The following is a 24068-nucleotide window of genomic DNA, read 5'->3' as shown; positions in this document are numbered from 1 at the left end:
ATATAAATTTATCTATTTTTGTTTCGGTAATAATTTCCATGGAGGACATTAAGGACTAAGGGGGGCACTGAACAGATAATGATCAGCTCCTTTTAAATGATTTGAATAGGTCTAGTCAGAATATGATGAACAGAGAATTTAGGGTATTGTTAATTACATTAAATTCTGCTCCTTCCTGTTGAAGAGGAAGGCTGCTGCAAGAACTGCTATAACTGCAAAAACCGATATCACTGCAATGTTAACCTCAAGTGGAAGCACCGATTTTCTCAGTATTGTGAACCTGAGGGCGTCGACTGCATAGGTCAGTGGATTTATATAGACCGCGCCCTGAAGCCAGGCAGGGAGTCCAGTTATTGGGAAGAGGGCCCCACTCAGGAGGAATATTGGGAGCACTATGAAGCTCATTATAAGGTTGAACCCCTCCATGCTGTCTGTAAAAGCCGCTATCATGAGGCCAAGGCCACCGAGTCCCATGGATATTATGAGGGCTATCACCATGCTAACAGCGAAGCAGATGGGGGACATTGTAACTCCCACTATGAATGACAGGACAAGGAGGATGGCCGCCTGTATCATGGAGGCCGTACTTATCCCCAGTGCCTTCCCGATAACTATGGAGGGCCTTGATATGGGTGCAACCAGTATCTCCTTGAGGAACCCATACTGGCGGTCTATTATCACAGAGACCCCTGAGAATATGCTGGTGAAGAGTATTGTCTGACCTATTATACCCGGATAGATGAAGGCCCTGTAGCCCCCGGCCACTCCGCCGAACCTGACAGCAGCCCCAAGGCCTGTGCCGAATATTATGAGCCATAGGAGGGGGGTTACCACAGATGTGACTATTCTTGAACGGTAACGGAAGAAACGCTTCATCTCACGCAGCCATATTGTGTATATGCCCTCAAGTTCCGCCATGATATCAAACCTCACTCCAGTATACGCCCTCAATTTCCACCATCTATCAGGCCTCACTTATACCCCTACCGGTGTACCTTATGAACACGTCCTCAAGGGTGGGGTGTTCCAGTTCCACTGACCTCACGTAGAATCCTGTCCTCGCTGCAAGGTTAACAATCTCGGGTACCAGGTTTTCGCCCCTCTCAACAAGGACCTTGACCTCATCATCCACCAGGTATGCCTTCTTAACGTATTCCTGTTTCACCAGCAGTTCATGGAATTCATCTGCCCTGTCAACCCTGACCGTTATGGTGTCTGCCCCAAGTTCCCTCTTGAGGTTTGAGGGACTGTCAGCCTTTATTATCTCGCCGCGGCTCATTATGGCCACCTCATCGCATAGTTTATCTGCCTCCTCCATGTAGTGGGTGGTGAGGAGCACGGTAACGTCCTCCTCCCTGTTGAGTCTCTCTATGTACCTCCAGATGCTCTCCCTTGTCTGGGGGTCTAGTCCAAGGGTTGGCTCGTCAAGGAAGAGCACCCGGGGGTGGTGTATCAGGCCGCGTCCTATCTCGAGACGCCGCTTCATACCCCCAGAGTATGTCTTCACATACTCATCGGCCTTATCACCCAGGGCTATGAGTTCAAGAACCTCATCTATCCTCCTCTTCCTTATGTCCCTGGGGACCCCGTAGAGGGCGGCGTGCATTTCAAGGTGCTCCCTCCCTGTGAGTATGTCGTCGAGGGCCCTTGACTGGAAGACTATGCCTATGGACTCCCTCACCTTCCTGGCCTCCCTTACAATGTCATAGCCGTTTACCATGCCCCTACCTGATGTTGGGTGTAGTATGGTGCAGAGCATTGATATCAGTGTGGTTTTACCTGCACCGTTGGGTCCCAGGACCCCGTAAATGGAGTTTTCAGGGACCTCAAGATCCACGGAGTTAACCGCCAGGAAATCATCATATCTCTTGCTTATACCCTCTGTTTCAATTATATTACCCATAGGAACCCCCTTCCGTTGATGCTCGGCTGATCATCACAAGTATTTTATGCTCTCATTGGTTAATATAGTATTAAGTGAAAATCCGGTTTGGGATCACATCAGGGTTTCCCCAGTATTATTCCTGTGTGGGGTGGTTGATTGAGGTTCAGGTCCATTGAGAAGTCACCTACAGGCATAAAGGGCCTTGATATGGTAACAGGGGGTGGTTTCCCGCGGGGGAGGAACACCCTCATCTATGGCGGCCCCGGTACCGGGAAAACATTCATTGCAGTTGAGTTTCTCCTGAATGGGGCATCCTACTATGGGGAGCCAGGTGTCCTTGTGAGCTTTGATGAGCCGGCAGCCAGTATTGTTGAGAACTTCCAGGCCGATGAAAGGATCCTTGAAAAACTGATTAAAGATGGTAAAATATTTATTGAAGACGTTTCAGGGGCACTTGATCCCAGTATAGGGTCTTACAGTCTGGATGCCCTTAAGATAAGGATCGAGGACGCTGTTAAAACTACGGGGGCCAGCAGGGTTGTCCTTGATAAGGTGGATAGCCTCTTTGATGGCGTATCAGATAGGGGCCCCCTCCATATGGAACTGCGCCACCTCATATCCTGGCTGAATGGGATGGGGGTTACAAGTGTATTCACCGCAGGGGACTCGGGTGGCAAACCAACACATGGACTTGAGGACTACACTCTGACTGTGTCATACACCTCACCCACACCTTCGATGGGGAGGTTGGAACAAGATACCTGAGAATAGTCAAGTACCGGGGCTCCGGCCACGGCCTCAACAGGTACCCCTTCCTCATCAATGAGAGGGGAATCTCAATCTTCCCGATAACCTCCCTCAAACTTGATTACAGTGTCAGCAGGGAACTTGTCTCCACCGGGATACCTGACCTTGATGATATGCTGGGTGGGGGTGTATACAGGGGTTCCAGTGTCCTGATATCCGGTACTACAGGGGCCGGTAAGACCACCATTCTTTCAAAGTTTGCCTATGAGGCCTGCCGCCGCGGTGAACGCTGCCTCTACTTTGCCAATGAGGAGCCCGCAGATCAAATCATTAGGAATATGGAATCTGTGGGAATTCACCTAACAGATTACCTTGATGATAAACTCATGATACACGCTGACAGGCCCACATCACTTGGGCTTGAATCCCACCTCACAGAGATGCAGGACCTTGTAATGGACTTCAAACCTGATGCCGTACTTGTGGACCCTGTTACTGGCCTTGCAGCTGCAGGCGGCCCCTCCCACAGGGCCACCAATGCGAAGAACCTCTTCATAAGGTTCACTAATTTCCTGAAGTCAAGGGGTGTGACCTCACTCTTCACGTACCTTATAAGGTCACCGGTCACCACAAGCCAGACCGAACTTGAGATCTCATCACTCATCGATACATGGATCGTCCTGGAGCATGTGAGGGCCAATGGTGACTACAAGAGGCTCCTCCGCATACTCAAGAGCAGGGGGATGAACCACTCAAGCAGCGTCGCAGAGCTGAAATTCACTGAAAGGGAGATTCTCCTCAAGGGGGGATCCTGGTGAGGCTTCAGCTAAGGCTCTACGTTGTGGGTGGGGATTACCTCTCAGACAGAGCACTGAAAAATGTCAGGAAGCTTCTTGGGGATGACGCTGACATTGAGGTGGTTGATGTTTTAAGGTGCCCCCAGCTTGCAAGGGAGCACGGTGTTGTGGCCATCCCAACCCTTGAGAGGGTGAGTCCTGAACCCAGAAAGAGGGTTATAGGTGACCTCTCAGACAGAGAGGCCCTCAAAAAATTCCTCGGGTGCGGGCAATGAGACGCTTGGATTCAGGGGACAATGTTTATAAAGCCCTTAATCTGGACGCGACTGGCTACCGGGCTGAGTGGCTTTCATGGTTAAATCACCGTGACCTAAAGTCACTAATACTTGACATGAAGCAGGGGGATCACCTCTGCCTCATCTATGAGGATGATGATGAGTGGCTTGGAGTCATAGTCCCCTTCATCAGGGCTGGCCTTGAGGCTGGGGAGAGATGCATGTACATAACATCAGAACATGATGCCCCGTACGTGAGGTCTGTCCTCGCCGATGATATCCCATCCCTTTCTGAGGCAGAGAAGTCCGGCCAGTTTATCATGGTATCTGCAAGTGAAGTCTACACCGCTGGAGGTGTCTTTGATCCCCAATCCATGATCAGTTTCCTTGAATCTGAGGTAAGGAATGCCCTGGCCGATGGTTTCAGTGGCCTTCGGGCCACCGGTGAGATGACATGGATACTCAAGGGCACCCCGGGGAGCGAGCGGATAATAGAGTACGAGGCCCTCCTGAACGATTTCTTCAGTGAAAACGAGTGCATCGCCATCTGCCAGTATCACAGGCCACGATTCAAAGCAGATATCATGAAGGGTGTGCTGCTAACCCATCCACTGGTTTTATGGAACCACAGCATATACATCAACCCCTACTACATAGACCCCGACACCCTCCTCAGGGGTGGCGGCGATGAGGTGGAAGTTGAAAACTGGCTCAAGAACATGGACCGTGAAAACAGACTCATAAGGACCCTGGAAAACCTTGAATACATATATGAGAGCTTCATAAACCACAACCCCAACATAGTGTTCCTTAAGGACTCCAGACTGCGGTACATCGTTGTTAACCGAAAGTTCTGCGCATTTGTCGGGATGGAACCGGAGGAGATCATTGGTAAAACGGATTACGATATACTTGATGAAGATGTGGCGAGGACATGCCATGAGTCTGACCTGAATGCCCTCAGGAATGGTGTTTCACACACAGAGGAGGTGGTTCATGGAAGAGTATATGATGTCCATAAATTTGCGGTTGACCTCCCTGATGGAACCAGGGGCGTGGGCGGATATGCGGTGAATGTAACATCCAAGAGGCTCTATGAGCGAGAACTTGAAACTTCAAGGAACAACTTCATGGGTGTGGTGGAGGGTAGCCCGGACCCCATGGTAATAGTTAACAGAAATGGGGAGATCCTCTACCTGAACCCCGCAGCAGAGGAATACCTCTCAGTGACACCCGAAAACACCGGTAAAACCCTGGGGGTTCCCCTAGAAAATCGTGTGCAGGAGATACGGGTTTTATCTGCCTATGGATCCCTAAAGACTGCTGAGATGAGGATAACCCCCGTTACATGGGAAGGTGACGATGCCCTCCTCATAAGAATCCACGATATCACCCGCCTAAGGGAATATGAGAGGTCCCTCAAGGAATCGCTTAAGGAGAAGGAGGTGATGCTGAGGGAGATACATCACAGGGTCAAAAACAACCTGCAGATAATATCCAGCCTCCTTAACCTCCAGAAATACTGTATTGAGGATGAAAGGGCTGCTGAGGTGTTCACCGATAGTATTAACCGTGTCAAGTCCATGGCCATGATACATGAGAGGCTATACCAGTCAGAGAGCCTGGCTGATCTACCATTTTCCGAGTACATAATTGACCTCGTATCTCAAATCAGGTCAAATTATCCTGAAAAAAGAATATCGGTTAGTTATGATATGAATGACGTTCACCTGGATATAAACAGGGCCATACCAGCGGGTTTAATAGTTAACGAGGCCGTCACCAACGCCATGAAGCATGCGTTCAAATCAGAGGGCAAACTCATCATACGCCTCTTTTTGAGGGATGGCATGGTCCATGTGGAGGTTGAGGATGACGGACCCGGTCTTCCAGGCGGCTTTGATACGAATACCGGCGGCGGCCTTGGAATGGATCTTATGAGAAACCTTGCGGGGCAGCTTGATGGTGAACTCAGAATCAGTGGGGATGACGGTGTGCGTGTGAGCCTTGTTTTTCCGCTTTAGAAACTGAATCTAAGGGAAGTGGTTTTGAAGATGGACGTTGATGTTTACACTGCAACCATGACCTCTGGCCTCGCAGTGATCCTCCTGCCTGCCAGCAGTGTAGTTGCACTTTGATTGCATCTGTATCAAGTTTTTTTGTCGGATCCTCCTAGTTGCCATCAGTGTAGTTGCCGGGACCCATGATGTCTCCGCGATACTGTTCCTTGTAGGCGGAATTCTTGTGGCAGGTGGCTTCATGCCCAGGGGCCAATTAAAGACAGGCATGCTGTGATGGGGCAGCTTATGGGTGGTATGTAAGCCTTGTTTTCATCTGTTTCATCGCCTTCTCCATTAGTTACACTGGAAGAACCTCGGTGCTGCCGAGGTACTTGATCTTACTCCATGACTTATGGTTATCACTATGATCCTATCTGGGCTTACCCTTCATGGAAGGGGTGATCTGTGTACCATAAATGCCCCCTCATGTCCTTGAATGAAAAATTTGGCCCAGAAAAACATCATTAAAACCTCACAGACCACTTCAATGAGCTATCCGCTTTTTGTGGAAAATGATAAATAAGTCGGTTTACATATTATTATCCGGTGAGGTGCATGATATTTGAGATAATAAAGTCTGAGGGACTATCCCATAATTCCTATTTTCTTGCATCTGGTGGTGAGGCTGCTGTTGTGGATCCAAGAAGGGATGTGGATGTGTACCTTAAGCTTGCAGAGAAAAACAGCGTGAATATCAGGTACATATTTGAGACCCACAGGAACGAGGACTACACCATCGGATCCATGGAACTGGCGCGGTATGTGGATGCTGAGATACTCCACGGTGCGAACCTGGATTTCAGGTATGGCACCTCTGTTGTGGAGGGTGACACCTTCACTCTGGGAAACCTTGAACTGGAGGTCCTTGAAACACCAGGCCACACCTATGAGAGCATCTCTGTGGCTGTGAAGGATCGGAGCGTTTCAGACGATTATCTGATGGTATTCGTTGGTGATGTATTATTCGCAGGTGAAACAGGGCGTGTTGATTTCTTTGGACCTGAAAAAATCCCTGAAACCGCCGGGTTACTCTATGATAGCATACATGAGAAGATACTGCCTCTGGGGGACCATGTTGTGGTCTGCCCGGCCCATGGAGCCGGGTCGGTCTGTGGGGCGGAGATAAGGGACATGGACACGACAACTGTGGGGTATGAGAGGCTCACAAACCCCTACCTCCAGATGGGAAGGGATGAATTCATTGAGCACAAGATGTCCGAGAGGCTCTACACACCACCATACTTCAGGAGGATGGAGGAGAACAACCTTAAGGGTGCCCCTGTGGAGAACCCGAACCTTGAAGCCCTGCCTCTCTCTGACTTCAGGGAACTCATGAATGATGGGGCCCAGGTTGTTGATGTCCGGAACCCCACAAGCTTCTCATCTGGCCACATACCCGGAAGTCTGAACATCTGGCAGGACGGCTTCGCGGCCTTCGCAGGCTACTTCCTCAACTACGATGACCCCATAGTGGTGGTGGATGATGGGCGTGGCGTTGAATCTGTCAGGAGATCCCTTATAAGGCTCGGCTATGATAACATGGCAGGTTACCTTGCAGGGGGATTCCCCTCATGGTACATGGCTGGACTCGAGTTCAATACCATAAGGGCCATGAGCGTCCATGAACTCAGAGAACTGGAGGGCGACTTCTTCCTCCTTGATGTGCGTAAGATCACAGACAGGGAGAGGTTCTACATTGAGGGTTCAGAGCACATCTGGGTGGGGGATCTCCCTGATAACATTGACATGATACCCGAGAAGGATGTGGTTATATACTGTGATTCTGGTTACAAGTCAACGATAGCCGCCAGCATACTCGAGAGGCATGGGTTCAGTGTCGCGACTGTACTTGGGGGTATAGGGGCCTGGCTGAGGGCAGGTTACCCCGTCGTGGAGGTATGAGTGATGGGTATAGTTAAGATTCCCCTCATGAGCAGGGAGGAGTACGATGAGTTCATAAGGGACAACTTCATGAGTAGGATAGCCTTCAACGGTGACTATCCATACATAGCACCCTTCCTCTATGTATTCGATGGGGAGCACATCTACTTCCTCTCAACAAGGTACGGCAGGAAGATAGAGCTCCTCAAGAAAAACCCCTACGTCGCAGTGGAGATAGAACACTATGAGGAGGACCTATCAGATTACCGCTTCGTTACACTGCAGGGCCAGATAGTCGAGGAGAAGGACCCCTCAACCAGGAAGAGGGTTAAGGAGATGTTCGCTGACCTCATAGAGAAGCACGGCCTATCAAGGAACATCCTGAAGGCCCTCGGTCATTCGCCTGAGGATCCCCTGACATGCCTTGTGGAAATGGACCGTTCCTATGTATGGAAGCTGGTCGATGTGGTTGATATTGTTGGCATAAAAAGTGGTGAGTAGTCTTCAATAAGAATGAAGTTTCCTTAGAGATTCAATGGAGTCAATAAGAATAAGCGGTTCCAGGTGGTTTGCCACCTGGAACAGGTTAGGGGGGTTAAATGTAGAAAAAGTTTAGGGTGTTGAAGGAGTTAAATGAAGGTTGGGGGGATGAACATCTACTCCTTCACCTACCCTATCATTTCCTACTATTCACATACACTAAAGGTTTTTTGTGAATAATTTCACCCATTAGCATCTTTTTTGTGACATCTAAGGTACCATGCCGGCCATCCCTGTTACGGTGCCGCTTCCGGCAGCGAATGCCAGAAACGTCACCGCCATCCCCACCTTTATGAACCCTGAGACACGTGATGCGGTTTCCCTATCCTGACCTTTTAGTATCATGAAGGCCGCCCGCAGGAAGAAAATCACTGCAACTGCAAGGACCGGGATATAGAGGATTGAGAATATCCCTATAATGTAAAGGCTGGGACTTGTGAGGCTTGCTGATAACATGAATGCGGCTGCAAGGATCCCTGAAACCCTCATACCATGTGTTATGGGGAGTGTGGTTGCACCCTCAACCAGGTCCCCCTCAACGTCCTCCATGTCCTTGACTATCTCCCTGGCCATGGTCATGAGGAAGGCGTAGGTTCCAAGGTAGATGGATGCAGATAACTCACCGACAACTATGCCCCCAAAGACGAAGCTCATCCCTGTGAGGAAGGATATGGTTATGTTGCCAACAAGGCACCTCTTCTTGAGGCTCCATGCATAGTATACCATAAGAAGAGAACTTGAAGCCACCACAAGACCCGGTAGAGGGCCAAGGTAGAATCCCAGTGCTAAAGCTAAAACAAAAAGTAAGATAGAATAGATACCAGCAGCCCTTCTTGTGATCCTCCCTGAGGGTATGGGGCGTGATGGCCTGTTAACTCTGTCAATTTCATGGTCAAAGTAGTCATTTATCACATTACCTGCGCCTGTGGCGGTGAAAACAACTATGCATGCGAGGAGAACATCAACATCAAACCTGCCGGCAATGAGGGCCATGAGTATAACAGTTATTACAGCCATGACAGCGTTTACGGGTCTCAGTATTTCAATGTAAGGGTTCATGCAGAAAAACCTCCATCAGTTCTATCATAAAAGGCCACTATACTTAAACTACTCCCAGCTTTTACATGTATCAATAATGATAAATCAAAAGCCACTTATACCTTGAACTACTCCATAATTCCTATGAGCGGCAGTGACATTCTTGGACTCCTGATGGTATATCTGTATGTTGCGGTTTTACTGATTATATCCGAGAGGCTACTTGGTGATAGACCAAACCTGAGCCGGAAATTTGTACATATAATGGTTGGTAACATCCTATTTATATTACCCCTCTTTGATAGCCGCCTGGTTATAACATTCCTTGCGGCGGCGCCATTCATACCCCTAACATTCCTCATAAGCCCCTACTCCCCACTGAAGATAAAACACAAGGTCTCATCCTATGGACACGGCCTTGGCCTCGTCTACTACTCCATATCCTGGACCGTGCTGGCCTACCTATTCTTTAACATTCCCTGGGTCACGGGTATAGGGATAGCCGCCATGTCCTATGGCGACGGCCTTGCAAGCCTGATAGGTGAGAGGTTCGGGAGGACAACCTTCAGTGTACTGGGGGATAGGAAGAGCCTGGAGGGCTCCCTGGGGATGTTCCTGACACTCCTTGTGACGCTGCCCCTCGTCCTCCTCTACTACTCACAGAACATTGCCCCGCTGGTCATAGTGGGGGTTGCCCTGGTATCAACTGTACTGGAGGCCCTCACCCCCAGGGGCCTTGACAACCTTACAGCATGCTTCGGGGCAGTTGCAGCCTACATAATCCTGGGGGGAATGGCTGTTTGAGGTTCATAGTCATTGATGGCCTTGACGGGGCAGGTAAGGACACCCACGCCGAAATAATAAGAAGGAGGTACCTTGAGCGTGGTGAGCGCGTCATATTCAGGTCCCATCCTGAGGAGGATAACCCCTACGGTCGAAGAGCCAAAAAGGCCCTCCTTAGAGGTGGGAAGGTCAACCATATCAAAGCCGCAGTGTTCTATGCCCTGGACGTCATAAGGTCCCTGTGGCTCTATTACTGGCGCTCCAATCCTGGCCCCGACACCCTGATATTCTCAAGGTACCTCATGGGTGTGGCCTACCTCCCCGGGCCCCTGGCATCAATACTGTACCGCCTCCTCTCAAGGGTCCTTCCAACCACTGAGTACATGTTCTTCCTTGACGTGTCCCCAGAGGAGTCCCTGAGAAGGTTAAGGGAGAGGGATGAGCATGAGATGTTCGAAAACTTGGAGGACCTCACAAAAACAAGGGAAAAGGCCCTCAAACTTGCCAGTGGCTGGTACATAATAAACACAGAGGACCCCATAGCTGATGTGCAGCGAAGGATAGACGAGATACTTGACCTCCTGGATGGTGATGTTTCTGAAAATTATCTGCCTTGTTGAGGATACCTCAAAAGCGCCGCTGAGGGGTGAACATGGCCTATCACTGTACATCGAGTCTGACATCAGGGTACTCTTTGATATGGGACAGAGCAGACTCTTTGCAGAGAATGCCAGAAGACTGGGCGTTGACCTCAGGGGGGTGGATTTGGCGGTTATCTCACACGGCCACTATGACCATGGAGGAGGACTAAGACATTTCCTCGAAATCAATGACTCGGCAGATGTCCTCATGGGGGAGGGGGCATTTACACCACGCTATGCCGTTAATGGTGACTGGAGGTTCATAGGCCTCGAGGAAATCCGCGACGACAGGATAAAGTTCATCTCTAAAACTGAGAGCTTTCCAGGTTTCACGCTGATCCGGGACTTTGGAGATCTTTTCGAGAAACCCGCTGGTAACAGGGCCCTCTTTGAATGTTTAAATGGCGAACCTGTTCCTGACAGGTTTTCCGATGAACTGGCCATTGTTATTGAAGAAGATGGTCATCTTAACCTCATAACGGGTTGCTCACATAGCGGCATACTCAACATTGTCAGTAGGGCCTATGATATCTTTCATAAACCCGTGGATCTTCTTGTGGGTGGTTTCCACCTTGAGGAACCCTCAGAGGAGGTTGCATCCCGGCTTGGAGAATTTGTTAGAGGTCCCGTCTACACTGGTCACTGCACATCAGAGAAGGCACGACTCGGTCTTACTGAGGGTCCAGTTAATGTCAATCCACTCCAGACAGGCACGGAGATCATCACATGAGAGATATTATTAAGGGGACGCGCAGATATAATACCATAAAACGGGTTATCATCCTAATACTAACGTTAATACTAATTCAGGGAGCATATGCGCACCAGCCCCGCCTTGTGAGTGATAATGAGGTTACAGTCAAGAACCCCGAGGTGTCACAGGCATTCTATGGTAAACTTGAGGGGGAGCCAGTCTACTTCAGGGTTGATTCAGGGAGACCCTTCAGACTATACGTTAATATTCTGGTTCCGCTCTCCCCTGATGCAGAGGCTGTCTCTGTGGATATAATAAAGGGTGGTAAGGTTATAGGGACACTTGATGGTAACTTGAGTTCCTGGAGCCCCTACTTCGAGGAATTCGGTGGTGACAGTTACTTTAAGGGCCCTGAATTCAACAGGACCGTTGGGGCGGGCACATACTACCTCAGGGTGAGTAGTCAGAATAACAGGGGGAGCTACGTCCTTGTTGTGGGGGAAGAGGAATCCTTCCCGCCGGATGAGGCTCTGAACGCCATTTTCATTCTCCCCATCCTGAAGTCAGAGGTGTTCGGTGTTCCAGTACTCCTTAACATCCTCCAGTTTCTGGGCATGGCCATGGGGATGGGGTCATTCCTTGTGCTTATCCTCCTCTCATGGCGTGGTTACCTTTCAGAGAAGGAACACCGGGACATCAGATGGATTCTATGGGCAGGAATCCTTTTAATCGTTGCAGGGTGGATACCCACCCACCTCAGAAACCCCCTGAATATAATGGGAAACCTCATTAACCTTTCACTGATTTTAATAGTTATGCTTACCTGGAGGTTTGATAAGGGGCTTCCAGAATACAGTAAGTTCAGGGAAAGTGTCCTACTTGCCTCATGGATAGTCCTGATTATCCTAAGGGCCTCAATTCTGAATTGGTGATCCCACCAGAAAAGGGGCGAAACATTTAATAGTTTAATATGCAAATCTTAAAAAGTAAGTTGATCAATTTATAGCCTTGATTTTATGATTATCACAAATCTCTGAAAGGTGTTTCAATTGGATAAGATAAAGATTGCAATAGTCGGTGTGGGAAACTGTGCCAGCTCCCTGATTCAGGGGATATACTATTATCGTAACAAGGATGCCCGTGATTCAATAGGACTCATGCACTGGGATATTGGGGGTTACAGGCCAGGGGACATTGAGGTTGTGGCGGCCTTCGATGTGGATAAGAGAAAGGTCGGGAAAGACTTGAGCGAGGCCATATTCGCACCCCCAAACTGCACGACGGTATTCTGTGATGATATACCCCTGATGGGTGTTGAGGTATCCATGGGGCACGTTCTTGATGGTGTGGCGCCCCACATGAAGGATTACCCTGAAGATCAGACCTTCGTTGTAGCAGACGCCGAACCTGTTGATGTTGTTGAGGTCCTCAGGGAAAGTGGGTCTGAGATACTACTCAACTATCTACCCGTGGGATCAGAGGAGGCAGCAAGGTTCTATGCTGAGTGCGCACTCGAGGCCGGGGTTGCCTACATAAACAACATGCCTGTCTTCATAGCCAGTGATCCTCAATGGGCCGCCAGATTTGAGGAGAGGGGGATACCAATTGTTGGTGACGATATAAAGGCCCAGCTTGGAGCCACCATAACCCACAGAACCCTGGCAAACCTCTTTAAAAAGAGGGGTGTCAGGCTTGATCGGACCTACCAGATAAACACCGGTGGGAACACTGACTTCCTCAACATGCTCAACCGTGACAGGCTTGACTCAAAGAAGGAATCCAAGACTGAAGCAGTTCAGTCAATACTGGGCGATGAAAGGCTGGATGAGGAGAACATCCACATAGGCCCCAGCGACTACATACCCTGGCAGAAGGACAATAAGATCTGCTTCCTAAGGATGGAGGGCAGGCTCTTCGGGGATGTCCCAATGAACCTTGAGCTGAGGCTGAGTGTTGAGGACTCACCCAACTCCGCTGGATGCGTCATCGACGCCATAAGGTGCTGCAAACTTGCAATTGACCGTGGAGTGGGCGGCACACTCACATCAATATCAGCCTACACAATGAAGCATCCTCCGGTCCAGTACACTGATGATGTGGCCGCCAATATGGTGGATGAATTCATTGAGGGTAAAAGAGAGAGATAAAATTGTAATCTTTAATTTTGTGGATGAATCCAAAGAAATAAACAATCTTTATAAAAAGGAGTTATCTGGGTTGAGGGTCAGTCCTCCTCAACCTCTATGCACTCATTGGGGCAGACGTCCATGCATACCTCACATTCATTGCATTCCTCAGGGTGCTGGACCTTGAGTTTACCGTCAACTATTATGAGTACCTCCATCGGGCATACATCGACACATTCTCCGCATGCATCACATTCATCATAATCTATGGTTATCTTTGCCATTTTGATTCTCCCTTAAAATTCGTTGTAAATTTAATGGTTAGGATTAGTATCTCATTCCTTATAACCATTTCAGGCGTGGGATAAATTCATAGAGAATTAATACATCTGCTGTGTATTTAAGGAAGTTCCTACTATGTATATAAAGAATTAATGATCTCATGAGAGGGTCACGATGAAAGGGATAAAGGTCGTTGAAACAGCATTCAGGGATGCGCATCAGTCACTTCTTGCAACTCGCCTCCGGACAAGGGACATGATACCCATCGCAGAGGAGATGGACAGGGTTGGTTTCTTCTCACTGGAGGCATGGGGAGGCGCAACCTTCGATACATGCATACGTTACCTGAACGAGGATCCATGGGAGAGGCTGCTGGAACTCAAGGATCACATAAAGAGGACCCCAATACAGATGCTCCTCCGTGGTCAGAACCTGGTGGGTTACAAGCACTACCCTGATGACATCGTGAGGAAGTTCATTGAGAAGTCCTATGAAAACGGCGTTGATGTGTTCAGAATATTCGACGCCCTTAATGACCTCCGGAACATGGAGTACGCCATAAAGGTTGCCAGGGAACAGGACGCCCATGTGCAGGGGGTTATCTGCTACACCATAAGCCCATACCATACACTTGAAAGTTACGTGGACTTTGCAAGGGAACTCGAGGCCCTTGAATGTGACTCAGTTGCCATTAAGGATATGGCAGGTTTAATTTCACCCCACGATGCCTACGAACTTGTAAGTGCCCTTAAAGAGGAAACAGACCTCATGGTAAATCTTCACTGCCACTGCACAAGTGGTATGACACCCATGAGTTACTATGCGGCCTGTGAGGCGGGGGTTGATATCCTTGACACCGCAATATCCCCCCTATCCTGGGGTGCCTCACAGCCTCCGACCGAGAGCCTCGTTGCTGCCCTCAGGGACACCCCCTATGATACAGGACTCGACCTCAAGATCCTGAAGAACATCAAGAAGTACTTCGAGGAGATCAGAAAGAAGTACAGCAGCATACTGGACCCCATCGCCGAGCAGATCGACACAGACGTCCTCATCTACCAGATACCCGGGGGTATGCTATCAAACCTTGTTGCACAGCTCAAGGAACAGAACGCCCTTGACAGGTACGAGGAGGTCCTTGAGGAGATGCCCCGCGTGAGGAAGGACATGGGTTACCCTCCACTTGTAACTCCAACAAGCCAGATAGTGGGTATACAGGCTGTTATGAATGTCCTGAGTGGTGAAAGGTACAGTATGGTCACCAATGAGGTGAAGGACTACTTCAGGGGACTCTACGGTAGGCCGCCCGCACCTGTAAATGAGGAGGTCGCAAGGAAGGTCATCGGCGATGAGGAGCCCATCGACTGCAGACCCGCAGACATCCTCAAGCCCCAGTACGAGGAGTGCAGGAAGAGGGGTGAGGAGATGGGCATAATAGAGAAGGAGGAGGACATACTGACCCTCGCACTCTACCCTGCCATAGCACCCAAGTTCCTGAGGGGAGAGGTTGAGGAGGAACCACTAGAGCCCCCCGTGGAGGAAAGGGCACCTGCAGGTGATGTGCCAACGGTCTTCCATGTTGAGGTGGACGGTGACGAATTCAACGTAAAGGTCGTGCCCACAGGATACATGACCATCGAGGAGGCTGAACCAGAACCCCTGAATGTTGAGGGTGCCGTCAGGTCAACGATGCAGGGCATGGTTGTGAAGCTGAAGGTCAGTGAGGGTGACCATGTGAATGCAGGGGATGTTGTGGCTGTTATTGAGGCCATGAAGATGGAGAACGACATCCAGACACCCCACGGTGGCGTTGTTGAGAGGATATACGCAGGCGAGGGCGAAAGGGTTGAGACAGGTGACATCCTCATGGTCATAAAATAAAATTTTTACATTTTTATTACACCGTGGCCATAGCAGACCGCCGCAGGTTCTGCTTCATTGGGAGCCTACCTGCTTTTATGTCCAGGAGATTCCTCTGCATCCTTTAATGGCCATGTGGGAGTGCACTCATCTATTTCTCAGGATCCCTCCTCTATTCTTTATCCTAACCTCAGTATTCAGCTGATTCAGGTAAATCTGTAAAAGAGCTATCAGTGAAGATCCAGATCCGCTCAATCCATGATGACATGACGATGCAGCCAGCGGCCGTGATTAAACCCTCAAGGAGGCCCCATGTTGCTGAATAGATCCCCATGCTCACCACTGACCTCATGATGGGGAATACACCTGCAGCCCAAGCTGGATTCCTGTGAGGATACCTGCCAGCACATATGCTGCAAAACCAGCGATGAATCCTGAAAGAACCCTCTTTCCCCCCCAGTTGCCCTGCTGTAGATGTAGAATCCCAGGAAACACCTAGGAACCCCCATACCGATCATGTTTGCGCCAATGTTAAGCCAGCAAAGCCAAGGAAGATGGACTCTACAAGCATGTCAGCAGACATGAGGATAAATGCCAGGAAGGGGTTTTTAAGAATTACTGAAAGCAGTGCGGCCCCGTTAAGGTAAGCGGTACGCGTTAAGAAAAACAGATGCTCCTCCAACTTCCCAAAGTTAAAAAGTCTATGGTCAGGAAAAAACTATAATAAGCCGCCAGTGTGAGGGGCAACCCTCTATTCAAGGTATTCTGTGGGATCCTCAACACCTGCAAGTTTGAAGGCCCTCTTCCTCCTCAGGCAGGACTCGCAGACACCACAGTGGACCTCACCTCCAGTGTAACATGAGTAGGTCAACTCAAAGGGCAGACCCAGAGCAGAGCCAACCTCAACGATCTCCCTCTTGGTCATACCTATAAGTGGCGCCCTCACCTCAACACCCCGGAGCGTACCTATACCCAGGAGCCTGTTGAATGCATCAAGGAACTCTGCGGAGTTATCAGGGAAGGTCTCGGCCTCCTCAAGGTCCCACCCCACTATAACCGCATCTGCATCCAAGGCCTCTGCAAAGGAAACACCAATGGCTGTGAAGACTATGTTCCTCCCGGGTACCCAGACCATCCTTGCCGTCTCAAGGCACTCCTCCCTGTCATCAAGATCTGCCGGTGAGGGTATCTCACCCCCCGCTGTGAGGGCGGAACCACCAAGTCTTCCAAGCCAGGGGAGTTCAATGATTGTGTGTTCAATGCCAAGGTGCTTCGAAAGTTTCCTGGCGTGTTCAATCTCCATTGCGGCACTTCTCTGGCCGTAATCGAATGTTAAAGCGTGGATCTCATATTCAGATGCTAGCAGTGCTGTTGCAACTGCAGAGTCCATGCCAGCTGACAGTATGCTGATCGCCCTACTCATTCCAGATCTCCCCAGATCCTATGTTTACCAGTATGCTCATCAACCTAATCATCAGAAGCCTCCCTATGTTCTTATTGACATTCTCATCTCAGATTTTCCCATCTATTATGTTATTCTTTATCATTATTCTTCATGAAATCTCTGAACTGTTTCTCGGCCATTTCCATGACATCCCTGAGGGGTATCCCTGTCTCAAGTGATATCCTCCTTGCATCCTCGTATTCTATCCTTGCATTCACAACCCTTGAACCCAGGAGGCCCACCTTGAACCTGGCCCTTCTTCTCCCCTTTATATCAACCTCTGCCTCCATGATTCTCCTCTCAAGGACGCCCCTGTGAACCTGGGGGAATATCCTCACACCAAGTGTTCCTGTCTCAGAGAATAGGTGTTTAAGTATCATTTCATGGTCATTTTCCCTGCATATGACCCTTATTAGCTGTCCTGGACGGTTTTTCTTCATTATAACCGGTGTGAGTGTAACGTCAAGGGCACCTGCATCCATGAGACTCTCGAAGAGGTTACCCAGGACCTCCCCGCTGAGGTGATCCACATTGGTCTCAAGTAGCGTTACCATGTCATGGTGCACCGCCTCTGAGCCCCTCACCACCCTCAGGACATTCGGGAAATCAGGGTCCATGTCCCCTGCACCGTAACCGGTGGCCTGGATCTCCATTGAAGGATAGAACCTCCTGTATCCCCTAACCATGTTAACAAGGAGCGCGGCCCCTGTGGGTGTTGCAAGTTCCATCTCAACCGGCCCTCCATTCACAGGGAACCCCCTGAGTATCTCAACTGTTGCCGGTGCAGGGACAGGTGTCTTTCCATGGGCACCGCTCACTGTACCTCCCCCAACCGCCACAGGTAGCGTGTAGACCGTATCCCTCTGAAGGTTGAGGTCAAAGTAGGCAAATACAGTCCCAAGGACATCTGCAACTGCATCAGCGGCCCCAACTTCATGGAAGTGGACATCATCCAGTTTCACGCCATGAACCGTGGCCTCTGCCTGTGCCATGGTATGGAACACTGCCCTTGCCATTGAGAGCATCTCATCATCAATACCCGGATGGCTGATCCTCTCAAGGCGCTTTAAAAATTCCATGTAGCCTATGCTGAGGGAGTCGTCTGCCCTCACATCCACGTGGGTTGCCCTGAGGCCTGACCTCTTAACCTCTGAAACCTCCACGCTGGCCCCCCCAAAGTGGGATGCCGCCTCCTCCATGACCTCCGCTGTCCTCTCAGGGTGGGCCCCCAGGTCTATGAGGGCCCCAACCATCATGTTACCTGATACCCCTGCAAGCTGGGGGTCTATGACCGTTACCATTCAAGCACCGTCTGGATCACTCTGGTGGTGAATTGACTATTATTCTCCTTATGGGTATCTCTATTATGGTGTACTTCTCATCACCAAGCTCCCTGCTGAACCTGGCCACGATGGGGTCAACGAGCTCCTCGTCAACCACCGAGCATACCAGGACCGCGTCCCTTGCATAGTCATGTATGAGTGAGATTGCTGACTTGGGGTCCTCCTTGATTGAGAATCCCCTCCACTCTGTTGGGGAGACGCCCTTGTATTCAACTATGTAGAAGCCTGTGACGCCCTCATCTGCCAGTATGTTCATGACGCGGCCCAGGTTCTCAACCTCCACGAATACCCGTAGATGCACCTTCATTAATATCACCCTATATAGATATGTGGTGTGTAGATAATAAATCTGATGAGGAAGAGAACTGTACTGATACTGGGTGCAGATAATGAATCCCATAGAATAACGCTGCTTATCTGAAGGTGAAGCCCTTGAATGAAAAGTTAAATCTTAACGGTGCAGAGGTTGTAATCGAATCTGATCTTGTGAGGGTGAGGGCAGAATCCGGGCTTGTGGCTGCCTCAGGAACCATCAGCACATCCACTGAGGTTACCCTCGAACTCCCAGGCCCCCCTGAGGTTACATGTGCGGGTAACGTGCTCTCGGTATTCTCTGCTGGAGATTTCCTCCACGTCCTCGTGGTCTGTGGGGAGCGGTGCGGTGACCGCATACCTGAAATCCTGCAGCTTGCTGTAAGGGAGATAACATTGGCGCTGGGGTTACTCACAGAAATCCTGGAGCCGAGGGTAACCGTGGTCTCCATGCCCGGTGATGACGGCTTCCGTGCACCTGACTTAAGGAAGTCCCTGAGGCTTTCGTCTCAGAGGTTACTCCTTGAGGGCCCGGGGGTTGAGGAACTCCTGGAGCTGCATGGTGTGACAGCTGAGGCCATGGTCGATGCTGGTATGGAACTCGTGGTTGGAGCTGAGGTCACAGATGAACTGAGGGAGAGGGTGCGTTCCGAGATAAACCGTGCGCTGGGGGACCTGAACGTTCGTGTGCTTCTTGCCGCGGCACTGCATATTGAGGATGACATCAGAAGAAGGAGGCTTCTTGGAGTGGACCTCACAGATGACCCGGCCTACCTCTACAGTGATGAGGTGATAGGCATGGCGGTTGCCAATCAGGTGGCGGGCACCAAGGCAATCTTCAACTTCAAGCGCTACGATGAGGAGAAACCGGGTGTGATAGGGGAACTCGGACCCATGGTGGATGATGCAGTCGCTGGACTCATAGCAGGCTGCATGTCAAGGCTGTTTGAGTGATGGTGGTTTTTTCATGGATTTTCTGAGGAAATTCGCTGGTCTCATATCATTTTCAACCATATTCCCCCTGGGTTCAGAGGCGACCGTTGAGGAGATAGCCTCCCTGACACTACACTGGCCACTTGTGGGGGCCCTCATAGGGGTCATTGTGGGGTCAGGGGGTCTTTTAGCATCCCTCATACTCCCCTACCCGGTGGTTGCCTGTGCCGCATATGCCCTTGCCATATGGTTCACCGGCTTCCACCACCTTGATGGTCTCATAGACATGGGTGATGCCCTCATGTCCCATGGGAGCTTCGAGAGGAAGATAGAGATAATGAGGGACCCCCGTATCGGTACCGGTGGACTGGGGCTTCTCATTATGGTCTCCTCACTGACAGTGGCATCAGTATATTCCATTCCATCAGATATCATATTCCAGGGCCTTTTAATTTCAGAGGTCTCTGCAAAGATATGCCTTACTGGCTGTGCACTGGTCTCAAGGCCCCTTGACAGTGGCACAGGGAGGCACTTTATAATTGCGGCCAGGAGCCCTCTCATCGCGCCTGTGTGGTTCCTCTGGTCAGCTGCAGCCTACCTGTTACTGGGGATCCCGGGGGCTGTTGGTGTTGCCGTGGCCGCTGCCTCGGGAGTATTCATAGGATTTACCGCGAGGAGAAACTTCTACTGGAGCACAGGTGATGTTCTCGGGGCCTCAAATGAGATTGGGAGGATGACTGGTCTCCTGGGGATTGCTGCGGCCATCCAGTTAACATAATTTTATACTGATTTAGGGAGGTCATATAATGGATATCAGGGTTTTAAGGTTAGGTCACAGGAAGTCACGGGATGCGAGGATCACGACACACGTGTGCCTCACCGCAAGGGCCTTCGGGGCATCTGAGGTCATACTTAGTGGTGAGGAGGACCCGAAACTCATGGAGGGCGTTGATGATGTTGTTAAGAGGTGGGGCGGACCCTTCAGGGTGAGTTACAGGAGAAACTGGCAGGGCGTCATTGAGTCCTGGAAGAAGAGGGGTGGGGAGGTTGTGCACCTCACAATGTATGGTCTACCTGCAAGGGACGTTATACCTGATCTAAGGGAAAGTCCAGCAGGTAAACTCGTGGTTGTGGGGGGCGCTAGGGTCCCCGGGAAGGTCTACAGGCTTGCAGATTACAATGTTGGGGTGACGAATCAGCCCCACTCAGAGGTCTCATCCCTTGCAGTCTTCCTCCACATGCTCCTTGATGGAGCCGAATTCGACCTCAAGTTTGAGAACCCCATGATAGAGATTGTGCCCCAGGCCCGCGGAAAGAAATTGATTGAGAGGAGAGGTGATGCTGATGCTCAGGGTGATAGATAACCTGGTTGTAAGGGAGATTCTAACGGGTATAAGGAGGAGGGGGATTGACCCCGCCAGTTTCAGGAAGGGCATATCTGATATAGGCCGCTACTTGGCCTATGAATTCGCAGATACCCTCAGGTGGCGTGAGGTTGATGTTGAAACACCACTGGGGGTTGCATCGGGTGTTGAGATCACAGATAGAAACAGGATCGTTGTGCTGAGCATCCTCAGGGCATCACTTCCATTCACAGAGGGCGTTATGAGGGTTTTCCCCGAGGCAGAACAGGGTATAGTTGGGGCCTGCAGGTCAGATGATCCTCCCTTCAATGTTTCAGTCGACTACCTGAGGGTCCCTGAACTGGATGGTAAGATAATGGTGATAGCTGACCCCATGCTTGCAACTGGTAACACGGTTATGGGGATCCTTGAGGCCCTTGAGGCATACGGCACACCTGAGAGGACCGTCCTATTCAATGTTATATCCTCAAGGCCCGGCCTTGAGAGGGTCCTTGAATTGGGTATGGAGGTCTACACTTGCAGTGTTGAGGATGAACTCAACGACAGGGGCTACATTGTACCGGGACTGGGGGATGCCGGGGACCTTGCATTTGGAAGGCCATCAGAATAGATAACAATAAACCTATGGTGGTGGGGACTTATATCCCAGCCACAGAATGAACTTATCCAGAAAAAAAATAATGGCTGGATTAACTGATCAATCGTAGACTGACCTTCCGCCGGCTGCCGCCACTATACCGGGGATCCCCTGGACTCTGAGCTCAAAGATGGCCTCCATACCCTCCTCCTCAAATGCAGCGACTCTTCTTGATTTAATACGGCTTGTGAGGAGTGCCGCGACAGGTGGTGTTACAACGAAAACCGCCCCGGCATCACCAAGTGCCCTCACGGTTTCATCCTTAAGTTTTCCCTTACCTATATGGACCAGCACACCCCTTGATGCCAGGTAAGGCATGCTCTCCTCTATGTCCTCCTTGTTACTGCTTGTGGGGGCTATTCCGGCCGGGCTTACTGCTGTGTGCATTATCGCAGCACCCCTCACATCAAATGGCTCCTCACCCCTCTTGAGGGCAGCCACAAGTTTAGGGAGCGCAGCGTCCCTTCCAGTGTATATGATACCATCTATGATAACACAGTCTCCGGGACTGAGCTCCTCAAGTTCCCTTCTCGTTGTTGGTGTAGATATCCTCATATTACTACCATCCATCATTTAAAAGGCTGCAGATATCCTTATAATCACCAGGAACAAATCTTAGGTTCAAAGATCTTTAAGATCTACAGAGATATCAACTTTAATTTTTTCTAAATAAGGGTTTTGAGGTCCTCAAGGAATAGTTCAATGTGCTCCGCCTTGATGTGGGGCATGACAACAACCCTTATGGCTGGTGGGCATGCTGATACAGAGACTGCCCATCCCATCTCCTCGAGTCTGGAGGCAAGTTTCTCTGGACTCATGGATGGGTGATTGAATGCGACTATGTTGAGTTCCGGTTCAATTACCGGTTCATATCCAAGATCCTTAAGGCCCTCGTTTAATCTGGAGGTTACATCCATCACCCTCAGGGCGAGTTCACGGTACCCGCTGCGACCCATGTGCTTGAGGACCGCCCATGTTGCAGCTGCGGAGGCACCTGTCCTTGTGCCGACTATCGTTGACTGCTGCTTCTCTGTGAGGTAGGGGGTCTCTATGCTCATGGCGTCCAGGTAGGTTTCGTCCCTGAAGAGTATGCAGCCACTGGGTATCGGGGCAAGGCCCATCTTATGGGGGTCTATGGTGATGGACGATACACCCGGAAGTTTAAAGTCAAATTCAGGGAGTTCAAAACCAGCATCCCGTAGGAAGGGTATTATGAATCCCCCGAATGCCGCGTCCACGTGGAGGTGGATGCCCTCCTCAATGCATATATCTGAGAGCTCGGCTATGGGGTCTATCCTCCCGAGTTCAGTTGTCCCTGCAACCCCTACGATGGCCACGGTATTATCTGATATCATCTCCCTGACGGACCCCACATCGACCCGGTAGTCCCTGTCCAGCTCCGCCTCCCTGAGTTCAAGACCCATTATATCCGAGGCCTTTCTGAAGGAGAAATGGGCTGATTTGGGGACTATTATCTCGGGTTTATCAGCTCCAGCCATGTTCCTGGCGGCCCTCATGGCCATGAGGTTGGCCTCGGTGCCCCCTGTTATTATGTGGCCCGCTGCAGCGGGTTCTGATAGGAGTTCCCCCAGCATTCCTATAACGCGGGATTCAAGTTCCCTGGTTCCCCTGAAGAGTCCTGGGTCGCCAAGGTTGGACTCCAGGAAGTCACAGTAAACCCTCCTTGCAAGGGGGTGTGATGATGTGCACATGGATCCAAGTATTCTGCCTGAGGTGTAGGTCATGTCCCTTGACCTGAATTCCTCAAGAAGTTCGAGGACCCTTTCCTCAGGGAGGCCCTTTTCATCCATTTTTACGCCCAGAAAATTAATTTATATGTGAAAAAAGGTTTTAGAGAAGTTTCCTTGCCGCCTTAAGGAGGAGCCTCTGTTCTGCCCTTGCAACGGTCTTCCTCACCTCGGCAACCGCATCTGTGTTGGCGGATACACTGCTTATCCCGAGCTCCACCAGTTTCTCAACTATCCGCGGGATGCTTCCTGCCTGGCCACAGATACTGGTTTTAACCCCTGCCTCATTGCATTTCTTTATAACCCTCTCAATGAGTTTGAGGACCGCGGGGTGGCCCTCTGTGTAGAGGTCTGCCACGTGTTCATTGTTCCTGTCTATTGCAAGGGTGTACTGGGTGAGGTCATTTGTACCGAAGCTCACAAAGTCGATGCCCTCTTCAATGAAGTCCTCGATTATGAGTGCCGCCGCAGGTGTCTCCACCATGATACCGAATTCAACGTCCCTGTGGGGCTTAAGGCCCGCCTCCTCTGCTATCCTCTTGGCCTTCCTGAGTTCATCAGGGTGCTGTACGAGGGGTATCATTATGCCTATGTTGGTGTAGCCCTGCTCGTGGAGTTTCTTTATGGCCCTGAACTCTGCCCTGAGGATCTCCGGCTCATCCAGTTCCCTGCGTATAC

The 24068-nt window shown here is 50.4% G+C and carries 27 protein-coding genes and 1 pseudogene; 16 read left to right on the top strand and 12 right to left on the bottom strand.

What is annotated here, in order from left to right; all coding sequences use genetic code 11:
• Nucleotides 1–153 precede the first annotated feature (153 nt).
• On the bottom strand, nucleotides 154–918 hold the full coding sequence (locus QFX30_RS08770; RefSeq protein WP_300491121.1) for an ABC transporter permease: 765 nt from the start codon (nucleotides 916–918) through the stop codon (nucleotides 154–156).
• Between the two features lie 46 nt (nucleotides 919–964).
• Nucleotides 965–1903 carry an ATP-binding cassette domain-containing protein gene (locus QFX30_RS08765; protein WP_300491071.1) on the bottom strand — a complete coding sequence of 313 codons (939 nt, stop codon included), beginning with the start codon at nucleotides 1901–1903 and terminating at the stop codon, nucleotides 965–967.
• A 189-nt stretch (nucleotides 1904–2092) separates the two neighbouring features.
• On the opposite strand from QFX30_RS08765, the pseudogene QFX30_RS08760 reads away from it, so the two are divergent.
• The 6 genes and pseudogenes from QFX30_RS08760 to QFX30_RS08735 form a co-directional block, all read left to right on the top strand.
• Nucleotides 2093–2679 (top strand): annotated as a pseudogene (locus QFX30_RS08760) (ATPase domain-containing protein); the annotation flags it as partial.
• Between the two features lie 126 nt (nucleotides 2680–2805).
• Nucleotides 2806–3450 carry an ATPase domain-containing protein gene (locus tag QFX30_RS08755; protein ID WP_300491118.1) on the top strand — a complete coding sequence of 215 codons (645 nt, stop codon included), beginning with the start codon at nucleotides 2806–2808 and terminating at the stop codon, nucleotides 3448–3450.
• Complete coding sequence (locus QFX30_RS08750; protein WP_300491068.1) at nucleotides 3447–3704, top strand: circadian clock KaiB family protein; 258 nt, start codon at nucleotides 3447–3449, stop codon at nucleotides 3702–3704. Before QFX30_RS08755 ends, QFX30_RS08750 begins: the two co-directional genes overlap by 4 nt.
• The gene (locus tag QFX30_RS08745) at nucleotides 3701–5728 is read left to right on the top strand and encodes an MEDS domain-containing protein (protein WP_300491065.1); all 2028 of its coding nucleotides are present in this window, start codon (nucleotides 3701–3703) and stop codon (nucleotides 5726–5728) included. The genes QFX30_RS08750 and QFX30_RS08745 overlap by 4 nt, the downstream gene beginning before the upstream one ends.
• Nucleotides 5729–6319: 591 nt before the next feature.
• Entirely contained in the window at nucleotides 6320–7666 is a 1347-nt protein-coding gene (locus tag QFX30_RS08740; protein ID WP_300491114.1) for a rhodanese-like domain-containing protein, read from the top strand.
• A 3-nt stretch (nucleotides 7667–7669) separates the two neighbouring features.
• Entirely contained in the window at nucleotides 7670–8146 is a 477-nt protein-coding gene (locus QFX30_RS08735) for a pyridoxamine 5'-phosphate oxidase family protein (protein ID WP_300491062.1), read from the top strand.
• Between the two features lie 249 nt (nucleotides 8147–8395).
• Here the strand turns inward: QFX30_RS08735 and QFX30_RS08730 are convergent, their stop codons facing one another.
• Entirely contained in the window at nucleotides 8396–9244 is an 849-nt protein-coding gene (locus QFX30_RS08730; protein WP_300491059.1) for a UbiA family prenyltransferase, read from the bottom strand.
• 123 nt (nucleotides 9245–9367) lie between these two features.
• Between QFX30_RS08730 and QFX30_RS08725 the strand changes: the two genes are divergently transcribed.
• From QFX30_RS08725 to QFX30_RS08705, 5 genes are all read left to right on the top strand, one after another.
• On the top strand, nucleotides 9368–10027 hold the full coding sequence (locus tag QFX30_RS08725; RefSeq protein WP_300491055.1) for a diacylglycerol/polyprenol kinase family protein: 660 nt from the start codon (nucleotides 9368–9370) through the stop codon (nucleotides 10025–10027).
• Nucleotides 10024–10626: a thymidylate kinase gene (locus QFX30_RS08720; protein ID WP_300491052.1), complete on the top strand. Its 603-nt coding sequence runs from the start codon at nucleotides 10024–10026 to the stop codon at nucleotides 10624–10626. The genes QFX30_RS08725 and QFX30_RS08720 overlap by 4 nt, the downstream gene beginning before the upstream one ends.
• The gene (locus tag QFX30_RS08715; RefSeq protein ID WP_300491049.1) at nucleotides 10598–11377 is read left to right on the top strand and encodes an MBL fold metallo-hydrolase; all 780 of its coding nucleotides are present in this window, start codon (nucleotides 10598–10600) and stop codon (nucleotides 11375–11377) included. The genes QFX30_RS08720 and QFX30_RS08715 overlap by 29 nt, the downstream gene beginning before the upstream one ends.
• Before the next feature lie 107 nt (nucleotides 11378–11484).
• Nucleotides 11485–12273 carry a hypothetical protein gene (locus QFX30_RS08710; RefSeq protein WP_300491046.1) on the top strand — a complete coding sequence of 263 codons (789 nt, stop codon included), beginning with the start codon at nucleotides 11485–11487 and terminating at the stop codon, nucleotides 12271–12273.
• A gap of 117 nt (nucleotides 12274–12390) precedes the next feature.
• Nucleotides 12391–13488: an inositol-3-phosphate synthase gene (locus tag QFX30_RS08705; RefSeq protein ID WP_300491044.1), complete on the top strand. Its 1098-nt coding sequence runs from the start codon at nucleotides 12391–12393 to the stop codon at nucleotides 13486–13488.
• Nucleotides 13489–13565: 77 nt separating this feature from the next.
• On the opposite strand, the gene QFX30_RS08700 is transcribed toward QFX30_RS08705, so the two are convergent.
• Complete coding sequence (locus tag QFX30_RS08700) at nucleotides 13566–13751, bottom strand: ATP-binding protein (RefSeq protein ID WP_300491041.1); 186 nt, start codon at nucleotides 13749–13751, stop codon at nucleotides 13566–13568.
• Nucleotides 13752–13923: 172 nt separating this feature from the next.
• On the opposite strand from QFX30_RS08700, the gene oadA reads away from it, so the two are divergent.
• Nucleotides 13924–15630 (top strand): sodium-extruding oxaloacetate decarboxylase subunit alpha, encoded by a 1707-nt coding sequence (gene oadA / locus QFX30_RS08695; RefSeq protein ID WP_300491038.1) that lies wholly within the window; start codon nucleotides 13924–13926, stop codon nucleotides 15628–15630.
• A 169-nt stretch (nucleotides 15631–15799) separates the two neighbouring features.
• On the opposite strand, the gene QFX30_RS08690 is transcribed toward oadA, so the two are convergent.
• The 5 genes from QFX30_RS08690 to QFX30_RS08670 form a co-directional block, all read right to left on the bottom strand.
• Entirely contained in the window at nucleotides 15800–15961 is a 162-nt protein-coding gene (locus QFX30_RS08690; RefSeq protein ID WP_300490997.1) for a hypothetical protein, read from the bottom strand.
• Nucleotides 15958–16104, bottom strand: a complete 147-nt coding sequence (locus tag QFX30_RS08685; protein ID WP_300490995.1) for a hypothetical protein — start codon at nucleotides 16102–16104, stop codon at nucleotides 15958–15960. The genes QFX30_RS08690 and QFX30_RS08685 overlap by 4 nt, the downstream gene beginning before the upstream one ends.
• A gap of 256 nt (nucleotides 16105–16360) precedes the next feature.
• Nucleotides 16361–17032: a 7-cyano-7-deazaguanine synthase QueC gene (gene queC, locus QFX30_RS08680; RefSeq protein WP_300490993.1), complete on the bottom strand. Its 672-nt coding sequence runs from the start codon at nucleotides 17030–17032 to the stop codon at nucleotides 16361–16363.
• A gap of 110 nt (nucleotides 17033–17142) precedes the next feature.
• The gene (gene larC, locus QFX30_RS08675) at nucleotides 17143–18354 is read right to left on the bottom strand and encodes a nickel pincer cofactor biosynthesis protein LarC (protein WP_300490991.1); all 1212 of its coding nucleotides are present in this window, start codon (nucleotides 18352–18354) and stop codon (nucleotides 17143–17145) included.
• 16 nt (nucleotides 18355–18370) lie between these two features.
• A complete protein-coding gene (locus tag QFX30_RS08670) occupies nucleotides 18371–18703 on the bottom strand; it encodes an MJ1244 family protein (protein WP_300477938.1) in 333 nt (110 codons plus the stop codon).
• Between the two features lie 125 nt (nucleotides 18704–18828).
• On the opposite strand from QFX30_RS08670, the gene cobZ reads away from it, so the two are divergent.
• Genes cobZ through upp form a run of 4 tightly spaced genes read left to right on the top strand, consistent with a single transcriptional unit; the run spans nucleotide 18829 to nucleotide 21615 of the window.
• Nucleotides 18829–19662 carry an alpha-ribazole phosphatase CobZ gene (cobZ, locus tag QFX30_RS08665; protein WP_300490988.1) on the top strand — a complete coding sequence of 278 codons (834 nt, stop codon included), beginning with the start codon at nucleotides 18829–18831 and terminating at the stop codon, nucleotides 19660–19662.
• A gap of 13 nt (nucleotides 19663–19675) precedes the next feature.
• Nucleotides 19676–20419 carry an adenosylcobinamide-GDP ribazoletransferase gene (gene cobS / locus QFX30_RS08660; RefSeq protein ID WP_300490985.1) on the top strand — a complete coding sequence of 248 codons (744 nt, stop codon included), beginning with the start codon at nucleotides 19676–19678 and terminating at the stop codon, nucleotides 20417–20419.
• A gap of 25 nt (nucleotides 20420–20444) precedes the next feature.
• Nucleotides 20445–21005, top strand: a complete 561-nt coding sequence (locus QFX30_RS08655) for a tRNA (cytidine(56)-2'-O)-methyltransferase (RefSeq protein WP_300491111.1) — start codon at nucleotides 20445–20447, stop codon at nucleotides 21003–21005.
• Nucleotides 20980–21615 carry a uracil phosphoribosyltransferase gene (gene upp, locus QFX30_RS08650; RefSeq protein ID WP_300490982.1) on the top strand — a complete coding sequence of 212 codons (636 nt, stop codon included), beginning with the start codon at nucleotides 20980–20982 and terminating at the stop codon, nucleotides 21613–21615. The genes QFX30_RS08655 and upp overlap by 26 nt, the downstream gene beginning before the upstream one ends.
• An 87-nt stretch (nucleotides 21616–21702) precedes the next feature.
• Here the strand turns inward: upp and QFX30_RS08645 are convergent, their stop codons facing one another.
• The 3 genes from QFX30_RS08645 to QFX30_RS08635 all read right to left on the bottom strand — a co-directional run.
• Nucleotides 21703–22197 (bottom strand): fumarate hydratase C-terminal domain-containing protein, encoded by a 495-nt coding sequence (locus QFX30_RS08645; protein WP_300490979.1) that lies wholly within the window; start codon nucleotides 22195–22197, stop codon nucleotides 21703–21705.
• 110 nt (nucleotides 22198–22307) lie between these two features.
• Nucleotides 22308–23453, bottom strand: coding sequence for a tyrosine decarboxylase MfnA (gene mfnA / locus QFX30_RS08640; RefSeq protein WP_300490976.1), 1146 nt, complete (start codon nucleotides 23451–23453; stop codon nucleotides 22308–22310).
• 40 nt (nucleotides 23454–23493) lie between these two features.
• Nucleotides 23494–24068 (bottom strand): putative PEP-binding protein (locus QFX30_RS08635; protein WP_367186149.1); only part of this gene is annotated, 575 nt, incomplete at its 5' end.

It is taken from the genome of Methanothermobacter sp., from assembly GCF_030055435.1.
In the GTDB taxonomy this organism is placed as follows: Archaea; Methanobacteriota; Methanobacteria; order Methanobacteriales; family Methanothermobacteraceae; genus Methanothermobacter.
This window is presented reverse-complemented; position numbering and strand designations above follow the sequence as displayed.

Excerpts from the sequence above, each read along its gene's own strand:
- QFX30_RS08700 (WP_300491041.1), bottom strand. The coding sequence starts at position 13,751 with ATGGCAAAGATAACCATAGATTATGATGAATGTGATGCATGCGGAGAA.
- QFX30_RS08745 (WP_300491065.1), top strand. The coding sequence starts at position 3,701 with ATGAGACGCTTGGATTCAGGGGACAATGTTTATAAAGCCCTTAATCTG.
- queC (WP_300490993.1), bottom strand. The coding sequence starts at position 17,032 with ATGAGTAGGGCGATCAGCATACTGTCAGCTGGCATGGACTCTGCAGTT.
- QFX30_RS08735 (WP_300491062.1), top strand. The coding sequence starts at position 7,670 with ATGGGTATAGTTAAGATTCCCCTCATGAGCAGGGAGGAGTACGATGAG.
- QFX30_RS08730 (WP_300491059.1), bottom strand. The coding sequence starts at position 9,244 with ATGAACCCTTACATTGAAATACTGAGACCCGTAAACGCTGTCATGGCT.
- QFX30_RS08670 (WP_300477938.1), bottom strand. The coding sequence starts at position 18,703 with ATGAAGGTGCATCTACGGGTATTCGTGGAGGTTGAGAACCTGGGCCGC.
- QFX30_RS08690 (WP_300490997.1), bottom strand. The coding sequence starts at position 15,961 with ATGAGGTCAGTGGTGAGCATGGGGATCTATTCAGCAACATGGGGCCTC.
- mfnA (WP_300490976.1), bottom strand. The coding sequence starts at position 23,453 with ATGGATGAAAAGGGCCTCCCTGAGGAAAGGGTCCTCGAACTTCTTGAG.
- QFX30_RS08725 (WP_300491055.1), top strand. The coding sequence starts at position 9,368 with ATGAGCGGCAGTGACATTCTTGGACTCCTGATGGTATATCTGTATGTT.
- cobS (WP_300490985.1), top strand. The coding sequence starts at position 19,676 with ATGGATTTTCTGAGGAAATTCGCTGGTCTCATATCATTTTCAACCATA.
- QFX30_RS08770 (WP_300491121.1), bottom strand. The coding sequence starts at position 918 with ATGGCGGAACTTGAGGGCATATACACAATATGGCTGCGTGAGATGAAG.
- larC (WP_300490991.1), bottom strand. The coding sequence starts at position 18,354 with ATGGTAACGGTCATAGACCCCCAGCTTGCAGGGGTATCAGGTAACATG.
- QFX30_RS08765 (WP_300491071.1), bottom strand. The coding sequence starts at position 1,903 with ATGGGTAATATAATTGAAACAGAGGGTATAAGCAAGAGATATGATGAT.
- QFX30_RS08715 (WP_300491049.1), top strand. The coding sequence starts at position 10,598 with ATGTTTCTGAAAATTATCTGCCTTGTTGAGGATACCTCAAAAGCGCCG.
- QFX30_RS08755 (WP_300491118.1), top strand. The coding sequence starts at position 2,806 with ATGCTGGGTGGGGGTGTATACAGGGGTTCCAGTGTCCTGATATCCGGT.
- upp (WP_300490982.1), top strand. The coding sequence starts at position 20,980 with ATGCTGATGCTCAGGGTGATAGATAACCTGGTTGTAAGGGAGATTCTA.
- QFX30_RS08740 (WP_300491114.1), top strand. The coding sequence starts at position 6,320 with ATGATATTTGAGATAATAAAGTCTGAGGGACTATCCCATAATTCCTAT.
- oadA (WP_300491038.1), top strand. The coding sequence starts at position 13,924 with ATGAAAGGGATAAAGGTCGTTGAAACAGCATTCAGGGATGCGCATCAG.
- QFX30_RS08645 (WP_300490979.1), bottom strand. The coding sequence starts at position 22,197 with ATGAGGATATCTACACCAACAACGAGAAGGGAACTTGAGGAGCTCAGT.